Below are 16,157 nucleotides of genomic sequence, written 5' to 3' on the forward strand. Positions count from 1 at the left end.
ACCTGTAAGGGTGCCGTTTTTGCATCACGCGGTATTACTTGTGCAGCTCTTCTGCCGCATACAGCGTGTTCTCCAGCAGGCACGCCCGGGTCATCGGCCCGACGCCGCCGGGCACTGGTGTGATCCAGCCGGCGCGTGGCAGGGCAGTCTCGTAGACCACGTCGCCGACCAGCTTGCCGTCTTCCTGGCGGTTGATGCCCACGTCGATGACGATGGCGCCTTCCTTGACCCACTCACCTTTGACCAGGCCCGGCTTGCCGGCAGCCACGACCACCAGGTCGGCACGCCCGACATGGCCGGCCAGGTCCTTGGTGAAGCGGTGGCAGACCGTCACGGTGCAGCCGGCCAGCAGCAGCTCCATGGCCATCGGGCGGCCAACGATGTTGGACGCGCCGACGATCACCGCGTTCATGCCGTACAGGTCCTGGCCGGTGCTTTCCAGCAGGGTCATGATGCCTTTCGGTGTGCACGGGCGCAGCAGTGGAATACGCTGGGCCAGGCGGCCGATGTTGTACGGATGGAAGCCGTCCACATCCTTGTCCGGGCGAATGCGCTCAAGCAGCAACGAGGCGTCCAGGTGCGCCGGCAGCGGCAGTTGCAGCAGGATGCCGTCGACGGCCGGGTCGTCATTGAGACGGTCGATCAGCTCGGTCAGGGCTTGTTGCGTGGTCTCGCTGGGCAGGTCGAAAGCCTGCGAAATGAAGCCGACCTCTTCGCAGTCCTTGCGCTTGTGCGAGACATAGACTTGGGAGGCGGGGTCGGTGCCGACCAGGATCACTGCCAGGCCCGGCGTACGCAGGCCTTGCTGGCGACGCTCCACGACACGTTGAGCGATCTGCTGGCGCAGGCTGGCGGCGATAGCCTTGCCATCGATTAGGTGTGCAGTCATAGACGCGTGATTAACCATCGAGAAGGAACAATAAAGAACGTGCATTCTCGCACGACATGGGCCAAGGGCAAAGGCGGGTGGTCGGGCAAATCCCCTAACCCCTTAAATAATTTAAATTTTTTCGAAAAAGGTGTTGACGACTTTCGGGGTCGACTATAAGATTCGCCGCACTTGTCGGGCACAGCCTAGCACTGGTTGGCTAAGTCGGGCAGAATGAGTGGTTTAACAGTTCCTTGTTAGCGTCTCGTTCGGTTAGGCTTCAAGCTTAAGCGCCCGTAGCTCAGCTGGATAGAGCATCCGCCTTCTAAGCGGATGGTCGCAGGTTCGAGTCCTGCCGGGTGCGCCATTAGGCAGCTTTGGCAAGCAAGTAGGCTGTAATGCAATATGGTGGGCGTAGCTCAGTTGGTAGAGCGCTGGATTGTGATTCCAGTTGTCGTGGGTTCGATTCCCATCGTCCACCCCATATTTTTCAAGGGCGCCTCGATAGCATCTGGCGCCTTTGTTTTAAGCGTTACGCGGACGTGGTGAAATTGGTAGACACACTGGATTTAGGTTCCAGCGGCGCAAGCTGTAAGAGTTCGAGTCTCTTCGTCCGCACCATGCTTCTGTAAGGTAGTACTGCAAGACCGCAATATGGTGGGCGTAGCTCAGTTGGTAGAGCGCTGGATTGTGATTCCAGTTGTCGTGGGTTCGATTCCCATCGTCCACCCCATATTCCTGAAAGGCGCCTTGATCGTGAGATCGGGCGCCTTTTTGTTTTGGGTCTGCGTAGCGGTGATGAGCCCCGCCCCAGTCAAAACACCTCCTGCCCCTTGTAATCCACTGGTGGCACCCCAATAAAAGCTGTTAGATTTCAGCCGGTTGAAACACCGGCCTGTTTGGCCGGCAAAGGACATCACGATGATTGCAAAAGAAGCCCGTCAGGCCCTGGCGCTGCAGCGCTTTGCCGACGCCAATCCGCAGTTGCTCGAGGAGATCCGCGAGCTGGATGCGCGTGAGCAGGCCCAGCAAATCGAGTGGGCGTTCGAGGATGCCGCCGAGGAGCAGGGTATTGAGCCTTGGGAGCTGGCGCTGCAATTGATTGCCGAGTCCCCGGAGCAGCTGCAGGCCATGCGTCTGGAAACGCACCGTGAAGTGGCCGAGGCGCTGGGGCTGGAATGGGAGGAGTACTGCCAGTTCAACGACATTGATCCTGAATAAAGGAAGCGAATGCGTTGCGGGTAGTTGTTTGACAAAGTATTTCGGCTGCAGGCCGCCCCCGGCGCCGCGCAGCCCCTGTTGGAAGCAGGCCTGGCGCTGTGCCGTGCGGGCCTTGAAAGTTAATCGACCGGCGTTGTTTTCAGTCGTCCCGTGTGGGGTGACTTCTGCTGCGTGACTCACTAGAATGTTTGCCCTTGATTCTGGAGTCGGGCTAACGCCGGCTAACGTCTGTGCAACGAGGAATATCCATGCAAGTTTCTGTTGAAAACACTTCCGCTCTCGAGCGCCGCATGACCATCGCCGTTCCGGCCGAGCGCGTCGAGAACGAAGTCAACAAGCGTCTGCAGCAGACTGCCAAGCGCGCCAAGATTGCGGGCTTCCGTCCTGGTAAAGTACCGATGACCGTGATCCGCCAGCGTTTCGAGGCGGACGCCCGTCAAGAGGCTTTCGGTGACCTGGTCCAGGCCTCTTTCTACGAAGCCATCGTCGAGCAAAAGCTGAACCCGGCTGGCGCCCCGGCTGTAGAGCCCAAGTCCTTCGAAAAGGGCAAGGATCTGGAGTTCGTTGCCATCTTCGAAGTGTTCCCTGAGTTCACTGTTGCGGGCCTCGAGTCGATCAAGGTCGAGCGCCTGAGCGCCGAAGTGGCTGACAGTGACCTGGACAACATGCTGGAAGTGCTGCGCAAGCAGAACACCCGCTTCGAGGCCGTTGAGCGCGCTGCGCAGAATGACGACCAAGTCAACATCGACTTCGTCGGCAAGGTCGACGGTGAAGCGTTTGCCGGTGGCTCGGCCAAGGGCACCCTGCTGGTGCTGGGTTCCGGCCGCATGATCCCAGGCTTCGAAGAGGGCCTGGTAGGCGCCAAGGCTGGCGAAGAGCGCGTTGTCAACGTGACCTTCCCAGAGGACTACCAGAACCTGGATCTGGCTGGCAAAGCCGCCGAGTTCACCATCACCGTCAACAGCGTTTCGGCACCTGTACTGCCAGAACTGAACGAAGAGTTCTTCGCCCAGTTCGGCATCAAGGAATCGACGCTGGAAGGCTTCCGCGCCGAAGTTCGCAAGAACATGGAGCGTGAGCTGCGTCAGGCGATCAAGACCAAGGTCAAGAACCAGGTCATGGACGGTCTGCTGGCTGCCAACCCGATCGAAGTTCCAAAGGCCCTGCTGGAAAACGAAGTCAACCGTCTGCGCGTGCAGGCTGTTCAGCAGTTTGGTGGCAACATCAAGCCTGAGCAGCTGCCAGTCGAGCTGTTCGAAGAGCAAGCCAAGCGCCGCGTCGTGCTGGGCCTGATCGTGGCCGAAGTGGTCAAGCAGTTCGAGCTGAAGCCGGACGACGCCAAGGTTCGCGAGATGATCGAAGAAATGGCTTCGGCTTACCAAGAGCCTGAGCAGGTCATCGCCTGGTACTACAAGAACGACCAGCAACTGAACGAAGTGCGTTCGGTTGTGCTGGAAGAACAAGTTGTAGATACTGTTCTGCAGAAAGCGACTGTGACCGACAAGTCGGTCTCGTACGAAGAAGCCGTTAAACCAGCCGAGGCTCCTGCCGCTGCTGAGTAACGGGCTTCTCTCGTAGGAAACCTCCACAAGCCAGCCTTCGAGCTGGCTTGTGCGTATTCAAGCCATGACTATTTGGGAGTGAGCGCAGGACATGTCCCGCAATTCTTATATTCAGCAGAGCTCTGACATCCAGGCCGCAGGCGGCCTGGTCCCGATGGTTATCGAGCAGTCCGCCCGTGGCGAACGCGCTTACGACATCTACTCGCGCCTGTTGAAGGAGCGTGTGATCTTCCTGGTTGGCCCGGTAGAGGACTACATGGCCAACCTCGTCGTTGCGCAACTGCTGTTCCTTGAGGCGGAAAACCCGGACAAGGATATCCATCTGTACATCAACTCGCCGGGCGGTTCCGTCACCGCCGGCATGTCGATCTACGACACCATGCAGTTCATCAAGCCGGACGTTTCGACCATCTGCATCGGCCAGGCCTGCAGCATGGGCGCCTTCCTGCTGGCGGCAGGTGCCAAGGGCAAGCGTCATTGCCTGCCTAACTCGCGCGTGATGATCCACCAGCCGCTGGGCGGCTTCCAGGGTCAGGCCACCGATATCGAGATCCACGCCCAGGAAATTCTCAATATCAAGGCCCGTCTGAACGAGCTGCTGGCCTATCACACCGGCCAGGACCTCGAGACCATCAAGCGTGACACCGAGCGTGACAACTTCATGAGCGCCTCGCGCGCAGCCGAGTACGGCCTGATCGACTCGGTCTACGACAAGCGGCAACTGGCCTCCTGAACCGGGGGGTCAGAGCAGGTGGGCGTCGAAAGCGCCTACCTGCGGACTTGAAAAAGCCCGCAATTGCCTTCATCTTGTGTTGCAAGCCTACCGGATTGGATCGATCGAATGACTGACACCCGTAACGGCGAGGACAGCGGCAAATTGCTTTATTGCTCCTTCTGCGGCAAAAGCCAGCACGAAGTGCGCAAACTGATTGCCGGGCCCTCGGTATTTATCTGCGACGAGTGCGTCGACCTGTGCAACGACATCATCCGAGAGGAGGTGCAGGAAGCCCAGGCCGAGAGCAGCGCGCACAAATTGCCTTCGCCGAAAGAAATCAGCGGCATCCTTGACCAGTACGTTATTGGTCAGGAGCGCGCAAAGAAGGTGCTGGCCGTAGCGGTGTACAACCACTACAAGCGCCTGAACCAGCGTGACAAGAAGGGTGACGAAGTCGAACTGGGCAAGAGCAACATCCTGCTTATCGGGCCGACCGGCTCGGGCAAGACCCTGCTCGCCGAAACCCTGGCACGCCTGTTGAACGTACCGTTCACCATTGCTGACGCCACCACCCTGACCGAAGCCGGTTATGTGGGTGAGGACGTCGAGAACATCATCCAGAAGCTGTTGCAGAAGTGCGACTACGACGTGGAAAAGGCCCAGATGGGCATTGTCTACATCGACGAAATTGACAAGATTTCGCGCAAGTCCGACAACCCGTCCATTACCCGTGATGTTTCCGGTGAGGGCGTGCAGCAGGCGCTGCTGAAACTGATCGAGGGCACCGTGGCCTCGGTTCCGCCGCAGGGCGGCCGCAAGCACCCGCAACAGGAATTCCTGCAGGTTGATACCCGCAACATCCTGTTCATCTGCGGTGGTGCGTTCTCGGGCCTGGAAAAGGTCATCCAGAACCGTTCCACCAAAGGTGGCATCGGTTTTGGTGCCGAAGTGCGCAGCAAGGAAGAGGGCAAGAAGGTTGGCGAGTCCCTGCGTGAGGTCGAGCCGGACGATCTGGTCAAGTTTGGCCTGATTCCGGAATTCGTCGGCCGTCTGCCGGTACTGGCTACCCTTGACGAGCTGGATGAGGCTGCGTTGATGCAGATCCTCACCGAGCCGAAGAATGCCCTGACCAAGCAGTATGCCAAGCTGTTCGAGATGGAAAGCGTCGACCTCGAGTTCCGCAGCGATGCGCTCAAGGCCGTTGCACGCAAGGCCCTGGAGCGCAAGACTGGCGCTCGTGGCCTGCGCTCGATCCTCGAAGGCGTGCTGCTCGATACCATGTATGAGATTCCTTCGAAAAAGGATGTCAGCAAGGTGGTTATCGACGAGAGCGTCATCGAGGGCACCTCGCAGCCGCTGATGATCTACGAAAACAGCGAACCGCAAGCCAAGGCCGCGCCAGACGCCTGATTCAGGCAATGGCCGGTTCTCGGTTGCAAGCAAGAGGGGGCCTACGGGCCCCTTTCTGCTTTTCCTGTACAAGCGCTTGTAATTTCCCAAGCGTGCCCCCACATTAGGTCCAAGCATCATTTCCACCGGTTTCCGGCCATAAGGCCGCTGTAGAGGCGAAATCATGAAGACCACCCTCGACTTGCCTCTTTTGCCATTGCGCGATGTCGTTGTTTACCCGCACATGGTTATCCCGCTGTTCGTGGGGCGCGAAAAGTCCATCGAAGCCCTCGAGGCGGCGATGACGGGCGAAAAGCAGATCCTTCTGCTGGCCCAGAAGAATCCAGCCGACGACGATCCGGGCGAGGACGCCCTGTACCGCGTCGGTACCGTTGCCACCGTGCTGCAACTGCTGAAGCTGCCTGATGGCACCGTCAAGGTGCTGGTCGAAGGCGAGCAGCGTGGTGCGGTCGAGCGCTTCTCCGAAGTTGATGGGCACATCCGTGCCGAAGTCTCCCTGATCGACGAAACCGACACTGCCGAGCGCGAGTCGGAAGTGTTCGTGCGCACGCTGCTGTCGCAGTTCGAACAGTACGTTCAGCTGGGCAAGAAGGTGCCTGCCGAAGTGCTTTCTTCGCTGAACAGCATCGACGAGCCAGGGCGCCTGGTCGACACCATGGCCGCGCACATGGCCCTGAAGATCGAGCAGAAGCAGGAAATTCTTGAAATCGTCGACTTGACTACCCGTGTCGAGCACGTGCTGGCACTGCTGGATGCCGAAATCGACCTCCTGCAGGTCGAAAAGCGCATTCGCGGCCGGGTCAAGAAGCAGATGGAGCGCAGCCAGCGCGAGTACTACCTGAATGAGCAGATGAAGGCCATTCAGAAAGAACTTGGCGATGGTGACGAAGGCCACAATGAAGTCGAAGAGCTGAAGAAGCGCATCGAAGCCGCAGGTCTCCCTAAGGATGCCTTGGCCAAGGCTCAGGCGGAGCTGAACAAGCTCAAGCAAATGTCTCCGATGTCGGCCGAAGCTACCGTGGTGCGCTCGTACCTCGACTGGTTGGTGCAGGTGCCGTGGAAGGCTCAGAGCAAGGTGCGTCTGGACCTGGCCAAGGCCGAGGAAATCCTCGATGCCGACCACTATGGCCTGGAAGAGGTCAAGGAACGCATCCTCGAGTACCTTGCCGTGCAGAAGCGCGTCAAGAAGATCCGCGGTCCGGTGCTGTGCCTGGTCGGGCCACCCGGCGTCGGCAAGACCTCGCTGGCTGAGTCGATCGCTGCCGCCACCAACCGCAAGTTCGTGCGCATGGCCCTGGGTGGCGTGCGTGACGAGGCCGAGATCCGTGGCCACCGCCGTACCTACATCGGCTCCATGCCGGGTCGCCTGATCCAGAAGATGACCAAGGTGGGTGTGCGCAACCCGTTGTTCCTGCTCGACGAAATCGACAAGATGGGCAGCGACATGCGCGGCGACCCAGCCTCGGCACTGCTGGAAGTGCTCGACCCTGAGCAGAACCACAACTTCAACGACCACTACCTGGAGGTCGACTACGACCTCTCGGACGTGATGTTCCTGTGCACCTCGAACTCGATGAACATCCCGCCGGCGCTGCTGGACCGGATGGAAGTCATCCGTCTGCCTGGCTACACCGAGGACGAAAAGATCAACATCGCGGTCAAGTACCTGGTGCCCAAGCAGGTCAAGGCCAACGGCTTGAAGAAAGAAGAGCTGGAAGTCGACGTCTCGGCGATTCGCGACATCATCCGCTACTACACCCGTGAAGCCGGTGTACGGGGTCTGGAGCGGCAAATTGCCAAGGTCTGCCGCAAGGTGGTCAAGGAACATACCGGGCAGAAGCAGGTCAAGGTCAAGGTGGCCAGCGAGCAGCTGGAGCACCTGCTGGGCGTGCGCAAGTTCCGCTATGGCCTGGCCGAGCAGCAGGACCAGATCGGCCAGGTAACCGGCCTGGCCTGGACCCAGGTGGGCGGCGAGTTGCTGACCATCGAGGCCGTGGTCATCCCCGGCAAGGGCCAGTTGATCAAGACCGGCTCGCTGGGCGATGTCATGGTCGAGTCGATTACCGCCGCGCAGACAGTAGTGCGCAGCCGCGCCCGCAGCCTGGGGATTGCCGCCGACTTCCACGAGAAGCATGACGTGCACATTCACATGCCTGAGGGCGCCACGCCGAAGGACGGCCCGAGTGCCGGTATCGGAATGTGCACCGCACTGGTGTCGGCGCTGACGCAGATTCCGGTACGTGCCGATGTGGCCATGACCGGCGAAATCACCTTGCGTGGCCAGGTATTGGCCATTGGCGGGCTGAAGGAAAAACTGCTGGCGGCACACCGTGGCGGGATCAAGACGGTGATCATTCCCGAGGAAAATGTTCGCGATCTCAAGGAGATTCCTGAAAATATCAAACAGGATCTTCAGATCAAACCGGTCAAATGGATTGACGAAGTCCTGCAAATTGCGCTGCAATACGCCCCGGAGCCCTTGCCAGATGTGGCTCCGGAGATTGTCGCGAAAGACGAGAAGCGCGACGGCGATGCTAAGGAAAGAATCAGCACGCATTAGTAGTTTTTGGCTGGGGGGCTTTCCTTGACAGTATTTTCGGCGCCTTGCTATAAAGCGGCACGTTATTGTCGCCATGCCTCCCAGCACACGTTTCATAAGCTTTTCATTACATACTTAGAAACAAACTCAATAGAGAAATAAGGGGACTTAGAGTGAACAAGTCGGAACTGATTGACGCTATCGCCGCATCTGCAGACATCCCGAAAGCTGTAGCCGGCCGTGCGCTGGACGCAGTCATCGAATCCGTCACCGGCGCCCTGAAGCAAGGTGACGATGTGGTACTGGTTGGCTTTGGTACCTTCTCGGTCAAGGAGCGCGCCGAGCGTACTGGCCGCAACCCGCAAACCGGCAAGGCAATCAAGATCGAAGCCGCCAAGGTTCCAGGTTTCAAGGCCGGCAAAGGCCTGAAAGACGCCGTCAACTAAGTCGTCTTTCAGCCGGACCCGGCCTGGCCTGGTCCGAGCACGGTGATGGCGGGGCGCAAACGTTCCCGCCTGACACGTTTGCTAAGAAAAGGCGCATCCTCGGATGCGCCTTTCTTTTATCAGGATTCTACCCACGCTCCGCGGTTGTCGACGCAGTGGTACAGCCGTTTCTGGGGGACGCATGCTGCAAAATATCAGGGACAATTCACAAGGTTGGATTGCCAAGACCATCATCGGCCTTATCGTCGTGTTGATGGCATTGACCGGTTTCGAAGCCATTTTCCAGGCCGCCACTCATAGCCAGGACGCCGCCAAGGTGAACGGCCAGACCATCAGCCAGAACGAACTGAGCCAGGCGGCCGACATGCAGCGCCGTCAACTGATGCAACAGTTGGGCAAGGATTTCGACCCGGCGCTGCTGGATGACAAGTTGCTGCGTGAGGAGGCACTCAAGGGGCTGATCAGCCGCAAGCTGCTGCTGCAAGGTGCTGAGGATGCCAAGTTCGCATTCTCCGAGGCCGCGCTGGATCAGGTGATCTTGCAGACCCCTGAGTTCCAGGTGGACGGCAAGTTCAGCGCTGAGCGTTTCGACCAGGTGATCCGCCAGATGGGCTACGGTCGCATGCAGTTCCGCGAGATGCTCGGCGAGGAAATGCTCATCGGCCAACTGCGCACCGGCCTGGCCGGCAGCAGCTTCGTCACCGATCAACAGGTCGATGCCTTCGCTCGCCTGGAGAAGCAGACCCGCGACTTCGCCTCCCTGACCTTCAAGGCCGACCCGGCCGCAGTCAAGGTCAGCGACGAAGAGGTCAAGGCGCACTACGACCAGCACGCCAAGGAGTTCATGTCGCCTGACCAGGTCGTGATCGACTACATCGAGCTGAAGAAGTCGGCGTTCTTCGATCAGGTCAAAGTGACTGACGAAGAGCTCAAGGCCCAGTACGAGAAGGAAATCGCCAACCTGGCCGAGCAGCGCCATGCCGCGCACATCCTCATCGAGGTCAACGACAAGGTCACCGACGCCCAGGCCAAGGCCCGCGCCGAAGAGATCGAGCAGCGTCTGGCCAAGGGTGAGGACTTTGCCGCTTTGGCCAAGGAGTTCTCTCAGGACCCAGGCTCCGCCAACACCGGTGGTGACCTTGGCTTTGCCGGCCCGGGCGTATACGACCCGGCCTTCGAAGAGGCGCTGTACAAGCTGCAGGATGGGCAGGTATCTGCCCCGGTGCGCACCGAGTTTGGCTACCATCTGATCAAGCTGCTGGGCGTCCAGGCGCCAGAAGTACCGAGCTTCGCCAGCCTGAAGGACAAACTGACCCGCGATCTGAAGATGCCGCTGGTCGAGCAGCGTTATGTCGACGCCAGCAAGCAACTGCAGGATGCTGCCTACGAGGCTTCCGACCTGGCCCAGCCGGCCCAGGACCTGAACCTCAAGGTGCACACCTCCGCCGCCTTCGGCCGCGAGGGCGGTGAAGGCATTACCGCCAACCGTGCGGTGGTGCAGGCTGCGTTCTCTGAAGAAGTGCTGGATGAGGGTGCCAACAGCACCGCCATCGAGCTCGACCCTGAGACCACCGTGGTGCTGCGCGTCAAGGAACACCGCAAGCCAGAGCAACTGCCGCTGGACGCTGTGGCCAAGAATATCAGGGAGCACCTGGCCAAAGAGAAGGCGACTGCCGAACTCAAGGCCAAGGCAGACAAGCTGATTGCCGGCCTGCGTGACGGTTCCATCGCAGCAGGCAGCGTGCACGAAGGCCAAGGCTGGAAAGCCTATGAAGCCGTCACCCGTGGTGAGGACGGTATTGACCCGGCCGAACTGCAGGCACTGTTCCGTCTGGGCAAGCCGCAAGCCAAGGACAAGCCAGTGTATGGCAGCGTCGTGCTGCGTGACGGTAGCCTGGTGGTGTTGCAGCTCAAGGGCGTGAACGAAGGCGCTGCCGCCACCGACGAAGAGAAGCAGCAGATTCGCCGCTACCTCGCGTCACGTGCTGGCCAGCAGGACTTTGCCGCTTACCGCAAGCAGCTGGAAGCCAATGCAGACATCACCCGTTACTAAGGTGTTCGTTGCATGAAGAAACAGGCCGCCTCGTGCGGCCTGCTTCGTTTTCGCCAGCCGCGAGCACGGTCATTGTCGAAGGTCACAGCGCCTTCAGGGGTGGCGCCAACCAGGTGCTACCGCTTCACCCCTTCATAACTGTCCAGCGTATCGCGTGCAATCTCTCGCCCCAGGGCGATGAGCTCCGGCGCCTTGTAGAACTCGAAAAACCGGCACACCCGCTTGGGTACGTTGATCAGCACATCCGGTGGATAGCCGGCAATCTTGTACTGTGCCAGCGAAGTCTGCATGACCTCGAAGCTCTGGTTGATCAAGTCCAGGAGTGAGGCCGGCCCCACGTTGTCGATGATGAAAGAACCGGTGGCAGACTTCGGCGCGCCCTCGCGCTCCGGGGCCGCTGCCGGTTGCTGGCTTTCCGGGTCGGCGCTGTCGGCAAGCCACGGGCTTGGCGGTGCCAGCCCCTCGGCGACGATCTCCTTTTCGATGCGGATCAGCTCTTCCGCCGGTTTGCGCCGGAATGGCAAGCGTGAACCCAGCGAGCTCAACAAGGCGTCAAAGCGCATCTTGAACGCCGCCGGGCGCTCGATCACCGGCAACTGGTACTGCTTCTGGTTGGTGGCGTTTAGGTTTACCGCGATGATCAGGTCGCAATGGCTGGACACCACCGGCACGATTGGCAGCGGGTTGAGGATGCCACCGTCGACCAGCATGCGGTTGCCTTGCATCACCGGCGTGAACAGGCTGGGAATGGCCGCCGAGGCGCGCATGGCCTGATGCAGGCAACCTTCCTGGAACCAGATTTCCTGCTGGTTGGTAAGGTCGGCGGCCACTGCGGTGTAGGGTATGCGCAGTTGCTCGATGTTTATCTCGCCGACGATCTTGCGGATCTGCCCGAACACCTTGTCGCCGCGAATCGCACCGAGGCGAAAGCTGACGTCGACCAGGCGCAGCACATCGAGGTAGTCGAGGCTTTCGATCCAGTTGCGATAGTCGTCGAGCTTGCCGGCGGCATAGATACCGCCAATCACCGCGCCCATGGAACACCCCGCGACGCAGGCTATGTCGTAGCCGCGGCGCTCGATTTCCTCGATCACGCCGATGTGCGCATACCCTCGGGCTCCGCCCGATCCCAGTACCAGTGCCACACGTTTACTCATGAACATTCCCCGGCCAGTGCCATCATGGTCCTACAATGCACCCATCGCTGCCTGTGCTTCAATGTAGATCGTGCTGAGCTACTGTAATAAAACTGGCCAGGCAAAGCCGGCTGGGCATGGCACTTTCCAGCTGTCGGAGCGTCGAACAGCCACCGTTTTTCCATAGAGGTATTACTGATGAAAGCCTGGATTTGCCTTCCACTGATTGCCCTGGCCCTTGCTGGCTGCGCGGGCAAGACGGCCTACCGTGACAGCTGCGCGACCCAGCTGGATGCCGCCTGGAAGGAGCTGGACCTGGCCAAGGCCGAAGGCTTCGCCGGTGCCGTAAGTTATTCCAAGGCCTTGTCATTGCTGACCGGGGCCAAGACCCAGCAGCAGTTCGAAGGCTACGAAAGCTGTACCCGCAAAGCCGAAAAGGCGCGGTTCTACATTCGTGAATCTCGCGCCGGGCGCTGAACAGGGAGCATCGTATGTCTGCCATGCTCGACCATGTCGTTGCCCAGATACTGACCTTGCAGGTGCGCTTGCTGGCCTGTCGTGAACGCCTGGCTGCCAATACCGACAGTGAGGCCTTGCACGACTTGCGTACCACCTTGCGGCGCCTGCGCAGTCTGCTGAGGCCGCTGCGTGGGCTGCCTGGCGTGGAACAGCTGGAGGATGCTGCACGTTCGCTGGGGACCCTTACCACGCCGCTGCGTGATCGCGAGGTGCTGGCGGCCGAGCTGATCGGGCGCGGTCACACAGCAGCCGGGCAGCGGCGTCTGGAGGGGCGTGACAGGACCTTCGCCAGTGTCGCTGCCAGCCCACAGCTGGCCAGGGTATTGGCGATTCTCGACGCCTTTCCATTGTTCCTGCGGGCGGCGGGCCGGGAGGGGCTGGTCAAGTCGCTAAGCAAACGTATAGACAAGCGCTTGGTCAAGCAGTGGCGCAAGTTGCACAAAGCGTTGCAGGACCCTGCTCACGATCGCCACCGCCTGCGTTTGCTGATCAAGCGTGCACGCTATGGCGATGAGGCCTACCCGCAACTCGATCACGCTGGGAAGAAACTGCAACGTCTGCTGAAAAAGGCACAGGGCAGCCTGGGTGATTGGCACGACCGCCTGCAATGGCTGCTGCAAGCGCGCGACCATGCCGACTTGCTCCCCTGCAAAGCCGATTGGGAGCAGGAGCTGCATGAGGCGGAGCGCCAGTCGGATGTGACGCTGGATGCCCTGCAAGAGGCGCTGGCGCGGCGTTATCACGGAAAATGACCGATATGCGGGCTGATTGCCCAGCGTTTGCTGGCTAGGATGAGCGGACCTTTTCTTTGCAGGCAGGAGCCGGCCAATGAATTTCAACCAACTGCTCGACGCCGTGCGCGCCAACCCGGATTCCGTCAGCATTCCGCCCAGCTGGGCCCAGGGGCGCGCTGCCTTTGGCGGGCTGATGGCGGCCATGGTCTATGAAACCATGCGCCTCAAGATCTGCGACAACCGCCCGGTACGCTCATTGGCCATCAGCTTCGTGGCACCCGCGGCGGCGGATGTGCCCATCCGCTTCGAGGTGGAGGTTTTGCGCGAAGGCAAGGCGGTTAGCACGTTGCTGGGCCGCGCTGTTCAGGATGGCCAGGTGGTGACTTTGGTGCAGGGCAATTTCGGTGCGGGCCGCCCTTCGGTGGTCGAAGTGCCGGCGTTACCGGCCATTGAAATGCCTGCGCTCGAAGAGGCGGCCCCGGAGTTGCCCTATATCAAAGGCGTTACCCCGGAGTTCATGCGCCACGTGGCCCTGCGCTGGGCAGTAGGCGGGCTGCCGTTCAGTGGCAATCAGTCGCGCAAGATGGGCGGCTGGGTGCGTTTGCGGGATGTGGCTGACGAGCCGGTGAACGAGGCGCACTTGCTGGCGTTGGTGGATGCGTGGCCGCCCAGCCTTATGCCGTTTCTCAAGCAACCCGCTGCGGGCAGTACGCTGACTTGGACCATCGAGTTTATCCAGCCAACGGCGAAGCTTTCGACCCAGGAATGGTGCCGGTACTGCGTGGAAACCGAGCATGCGCGGGATGGCTATGGTCATGCTGCCGCGGCGTTGTGGACGGCGCAGGGCGAGTTGTTGGCCTTGAGCCGGCAGACCGTCACCGTTTTCGCCTGATCCTTACCAGGCTGCTCACAAGGAGCGCTCCGGCAGCTGGCTCAGTGTCGGTGCTTGTGCCGTTCGCGCCAGGCCCTCCACCAGGCCCCGCTCACCACAAAGCGCGGAAAGGTGATGAACTGCTCGGTCAGTAAGCGCTGCACGGCATCCTGGCGGTTGGCGAACGGCTCGGGCTGCTGGGCTTCAAGGCGGTGGCCTTGGCGCTGCAGGCCCAGCGCGGCGACCAGGGCAATCACACCCACCGCGATCTGGCCGAGGTCGAAACCGAACAGGCCGGACAGCACCAGCAGTGCCCCTAGAATGAACAACGGCACAGCGATCAGGTGCAACACCAGGTTGGCCGGGTGGCGGTGATTATGGTGATAGCCGCGCCATTGCCAGGCGGGAAGATTGGGCAGGCGTTTGCTCATGGGGATTTCCTCTCGGTCATGCCCAAAGCTTAGTGCGGCCCCCAAGCGGGGGCCAATCGAACCTGGCTATGGTGACTATAGTTTGAGCTGGCCAATGGCCTTGTTCAGTTCGCCGGCCAGGGTCGCCAGTTCGCTGCTGGTGGTCGCCGAACCGACCGTCTGCTGCACGGTCCGCTCGGTGACATCGCGGATGCTGACCACCGCGCGGTTCATTTCCTCGGCTACCTGGCTTTGCTGCTCGGCCGCTACAGCGATCTGGGTATTGCTTTCGCGCATCTGCGCCACGGCACCGGTAATTTCAGCCAGCGCCTCACCGGCTTCCTGTGCCTGACGTACGCAGTCGTCGGCCTTGTACGAACTTTCCTGCATGAACTCCACCGCATCGCGGGTGCCAGACTGCAGAGCCGAAACCATGGTGGTGATTTCATCCGTGGAGGTTTGCACGCGTTTGGCCAGGTTACGCACTTCATCGGCCACCACGGCAAAGCCGCGGCCCAGGTCGCCGGCCCGCGCGGCTTCGATGGCAGCATTAAGCGCCAGCAAGTTGGTCTGCTCGGCAATACTGTGGATCACACTGACTACACCGTTGATCTTCTGGCTGTCCTCGGCTAGCTGTCGAATCATCTCGGCAGTTTGCTGCACGCCGCTGGAAAGCCCGGAAATCGAATCCTGCACTCGGCTGACCACCGCTTGGCCGCTGCCGGCCAAGGTGTCGGCGGTTTGTGACAAATCGCGGGTGGCACCGGCGTGCTGGGCAATGTGGTGCACGGTCGCCGACATTTCGTTGATGGCAGTGGCGGCCTGGTCGGTTTCACTCTGCTGGCCGAGCATGCCATGGCGTACGTCGCTCATGCTGGCGGCCAGGCGTGCGGCGCCCGAGTCCAGCTGTGCTGCGCTTTGGGCGACGGTGCTGACTATGCGGTGATAGGTGGACTGCATGGCGTTGAAGGCCCCGGCCATCTGGCCGACCTCGTCGCCACTGGCTAGCGGTACGCGGGCCGACAGGTCGCCGGTTTTTTCCACGTGCAGCATCACGTCCTTGAGGGTGTTGAGTTGGCTGAGCAGGAAGCGGATCAGCAGTTGCGAGGCGCCGAGCATGGCCAGCATCAGGATCAGCACACACACCGCGTAATTGCTGAAGCGATCGAAGAAGACCTGGCGCAGGCTGGGTGACTGGGCCAGCACAGCCAACTGCTGGTCGCCATTGCGCAACACCTGTGCGCCACGCAGTGGGTTTTCACCGAGGATCCAGGCGCTCGGCAATGCTACCCAGCCTTGGGCGTTGCGCAGGGCATCGAGCGCCTCCCCGGCGTAGGTTGGCGTTTGCCCTGTTGACCAACTGATGACGTTGGCCGGGCGTGGCAGTGCTTGCCCGGCTGGCCAGGCGGCCAGCAACTGGGCTTGTGCGACCGCCTGGCCCTGAGCCGCCTCGGCACGTGCGCGTTGCTCCAGGTGCACGGCGTACAGCACCAGCAGCAAGGTGGTGACAAAGGCCACTGCGTTGACGGCCCAGAATTTGTACTTCAGGGAAACATTGCTAAGCCAGGCACCCATGGGCAGGTCTTCTCTGAGTTGAGCGGAAACAATATTGGCAAGGTGCCATCATTGTGCCCACATCCACCACGGGATTTGTTGATGCATATCAACAGCGT

Annotated in this window: 14 protein-coding genes and 4 tRNA genes; 14 read left to right on the forward strand and 4 right to left on the reverse strand. The window is 60.5% G+C overall.

The features are described 5' to 3' along the window. Window positions 1-34: 34 nt before the first annotated feature. Window positions 35-889, reverse strand: a complete 855-nt coding sequence (gene folD / locus FQ668_RS11170) for a bifunctional methylenetetrahydrofolate dehydrogenase/methenyltetrahydrofolate cyclohydrolase FolD (protein WP_003250234.1) — start codon at window positions 887-889, stop codon at window positions 35-37. 269 nt (window positions 890-1,158) lie between these two features. Here folD and FQ668_RS11175 point away from each other — a divergent pair. The 11 genes from FQ668_RS11175 to FQ668_RS11225 all read left to right on the forward strand — a co-directional run bounded on the left by FQ668_RS11175 (window position 1,159) and on the right by FQ668_RS11225 (window position 10,814). Next, window positions 1,159-1,235, forward strand: a tRNA-Arg gene (locus FQ668_RS11175). A gap of 41 nt (window positions 1,236-1,276) precedes the next feature. After that, a tRNA-His gene (locus FQ668_RS11180) sits at window positions 1,277-1,352 on the forward strand. A 52-nt stretch (window positions 1,353-1,404) separates the two neighbouring features. Beyond that, window positions 1,405-1,489, forward strand: a tRNA-Leu gene (locus tag FQ668_RS11185). A 36-nt stretch (window positions 1,490-1,525) separates the two neighbouring features. Next, window positions 1,526-1,601: transfer RNA gene (locus FQ668_RS11190), tRNA-His, on the forward strand. Window positions 1,602-1,789: 188 nt separating this feature from the next. Then, window positions 1,790-2,089 carry a DUF6388 family protein gene (locus tag FQ668_RS11195; protein ID WP_014591682.1) on the forward strand — a complete coding sequence of 100 codons (300 nt, stop codon included), beginning with the start codon at window positions 1,790-1,792 and terminating at the stop codon, window positions 2,087-2,089. 248 nt (window positions 2,090-2,337) lie between these two features. Further along, window positions 2,338-3,651 (forward strand): trigger factor, encoded by a 1,314-nt coding sequence (gene tig / locus FQ668_RS11200; RefSeq protein ID WP_014753846.1) that lies wholly within the window; start codon window positions 2,338-2,340, stop codon window positions 3,649-3,651. A 91-nt stretch (window positions 3,652-3,742) separates the two neighbouring features. After that, a complete protein-coding gene (gene clpP / locus FQ668_RS11205) occupies window positions 3,743-4,384 on the forward strand; it encodes an ATP-dependent Clp endopeptidase proteolytic subunit ClpP (RefSeq protein WP_003259400.1) in 642 nt (213 codons plus the stop codon). Window positions 4,385-4,492: 108 nt separating this feature from the next. Beyond that, window positions 4,493-5,776, forward strand: coding sequence for an ATP-dependent Clp protease ATP-binding subunit ClpX (gene clpX / locus FQ668_RS11210; RefSeq protein WP_003250242.1), 1,284 nt, complete (start codon window positions 4,493-4,495; stop codon window positions 5,774-5,776). Window positions 5,777-5,939: 163 nt separating this feature from the next. Then, on the forward strand, window positions 5,940-8,336 hold the full coding sequence (lon, locus tag FQ668_RS11215; RefSeq protein ID WP_014591679.1) for an endopeptidase La: 2,397 nt from the start codon (window positions 5,940-5,942) through the stop codon (window positions 8,334-8,336). Window positions 8,337-8,488: 152 nt separating this feature from the next. Beyond that, window positions 8,489-8,761, forward strand: coding sequence for a nucleoid-associated protein HU-beta (hupB, locus tag FQ668_RS11220; RefSeq protein ID WP_003250246.1), 273 nt, complete (start codon window positions 8,489-8,491; stop codon window positions 8,759-8,761). A gap of 181 nt (window positions 8,762-8,942) precedes the next feature. Next, entirely contained in the window at window positions 8,943-10,814 is a 1,872-nt protein-coding gene (locus FQ668_RS11225; RefSeq protein ID WP_019438678.1) for a SurA N-terminal domain-containing protein, read from the forward strand. A gap of 116 nt (window positions 10,815-10,930) precedes the next feature. Here FQ668_RS11225 and FQ668_RS11230 read toward each other — a convergent pair whose 3' ends face one another. Next, window positions 10,931-11,971, reverse strand: coding sequence for a patatin-like phospholipase family protein (locus FQ668_RS11230; RefSeq protein WP_026031953.1), 1,041 nt, complete (start codon window positions 11,969-11,971; stop codon window positions 10,931-10,933). A 177-nt stretch (window positions 11,972-12,148) separates the two neighbouring features. Here FQ668_RS11230 and FQ668_RS11235 point away from each other — a divergent pair, with 177 nt between their 5' ends. The 3 genes from FQ668_RS11235 to FQ668_RS11245 all read left to right on the forward strand — a co-directional run bounded on the left by FQ668_RS11235 (window position 12,149) and on the right by FQ668_RS11245 (window position 14,095). Beyond that, window positions 12,149-12,427 (forward strand): lipoprotein, encoded by a 279-nt coding sequence (locus FQ668_RS11235; protein ID WP_003250254.1) that lies wholly within the window; start codon window positions 12,149-12,151, stop codon window positions 12,425-12,427. A 14-nt stretch (window positions 12,428-12,441) separates the two neighbouring features. After that, complete coding sequence (locus FQ668_RS11240) at window positions 12,442-13,221, forward strand: CHAD domain-containing protein (protein WP_019438676.1); 780 nt, start codon at window positions 12,442-12,444, stop codon at window positions 13,219-13,221. Window positions 13,222-13,297: 76 nt separating this feature from the next. Further along, window positions 13,298-14,095: an acyl-CoA thioesterase II gene (locus tag FQ668_RS11245; RefSeq protein ID WP_014591675.1), complete on the forward strand. Its 798-nt coding sequence runs from the start codon at window positions 13,298-13,300 to the stop codon at window positions 14,093-14,095. Window positions 14,096-14,136: 41 nt separating this feature from the next. On the opposite strand, the gene FQ668_RS11250 is transcribed toward FQ668_RS11245, so the two are convergent. Together FQ668_RS11250 and FQ668_RS11255 are read right to left on the reverse strand one after the other, a co-directional pair. Then, a complete protein-coding gene (locus tag FQ668_RS11250) occupies window positions 14,137-14,505 on the reverse strand; it encodes an Mpo1-like protein (RefSeq protein WP_014591674.1) in 369 nt (122 codons plus the stop codon). Window positions 14,506-14,580: 75 nt separating this feature from the next. Then, window positions 14,581-16,059 carry a methyl-accepting chemotaxis protein gene (locus FQ668_RS11255; RefSeq protein WP_019438675.1) on the reverse strand — a complete coding sequence of 493 codons (1,479 nt, stop codon included), beginning with the start codon at window positions 16,057-16,059 and terminating at the stop codon, window positions 14,581-14,583. Window positions 16,060-16,157 lie beyond the last annotated feature (98 nt).

The sequence above is a fragment of the Pseudomonas sp. Kh14 genome (assembly GCF_900291005.1).
GTDB lineage: Bacteria > Pseudomonadota > Gammaproteobacteria > Pseudomonadales > Pseudomonadaceae > Aquipseudomonas > Aquipseudomonas alloputida.

Bases quoted from the DNA above. Each gene is read 5' to 3' on its own strand.
- folD (WP_003250234.1), bottom strand. From the start codon at position 889: ATGACTGCACACCTAATCGATGGCAAGGCTATCGCCGCCAGCCTGCGC.
- FQ668_RS11195 (WP_014591682.1), top strand. From the start codon at position 1,790: ATGATTGCAAAAGAAGCCCGTCAGGCCCTGGCGCTGCAGCGCTTTGCC.
- tig (WP_014753846.1), top strand. From the start codon at position 2,338: ATGCAAGTTTCTGTTGAAAACACTTCCGCTCTCGAGCGCCGCATGACC.
- clpP (WP_003259400.1), top strand. From the start codon at position 3,743: ATGTCCCGCAATTCTTATATTCAGCAGAGCTCTGACATCCAGGCCGCA.
- clpX (WP_003250242.1), top strand. From the start codon at position 4,493: ATGACTGACACCCGTAACGGCGAGGACAGCGGCAAATTGCTTTATTGC.
- lon (WP_014591679.1), top strand. From the start codon at position 5,940: ATGAAGACCACCCTCGACTTGCCTCTTTTGCCATTGCGCGATGTCGTT.
- FQ668_RS11225 (WP_019438678.1), top strand. From the start codon at position 8,943: ATGCTGCAAAATATCAGGGACAATTCACAAGGTTGGATTGCCAAGACC.
- FQ668_RS11230 (WP_026031953.1), bottom strand. From the start codon at position 11,971: ATGAGTAAACGTGTGGCACTGGTACTGGGATCGGGCGGAGCCCGAGGG.
- FQ668_RS11235 (WP_003250254.1), top strand. From the start codon at position 12,149: ATGAAAGCCTGGATTTGCCTTCCACTGATTGCCCTGGCCCTTGCTGGC.
- FQ668_RS11240 (WP_019438676.1), top strand. From the start codon at position 12,442: ATGTCTGCCATGCTCGACCATGTCGTTGCCCAGATACTGACCTTGCAG.
- FQ668_RS11245 (WP_014591675.1), top strand. From the start codon at position 13,298: ATGAATTTCAACCAACTGCTCGACGCCGTGCGCGCCAACCCGGATTCC.
- FQ668_RS11250 (WP_014591674.1), bottom strand. From the start codon at position 14,505: ATGAGCAAACGCCTGCCCAATCTTCCCGCCTGGCAATGGCGCGGCTAT.
- FQ668_RS11255 (WP_019438675.1), bottom strand. From the start codon at position 16,059: ATGGGTGCCTGGCTTAGCAATGTTTCCCTGAAGTACAAATTCTGGGCC.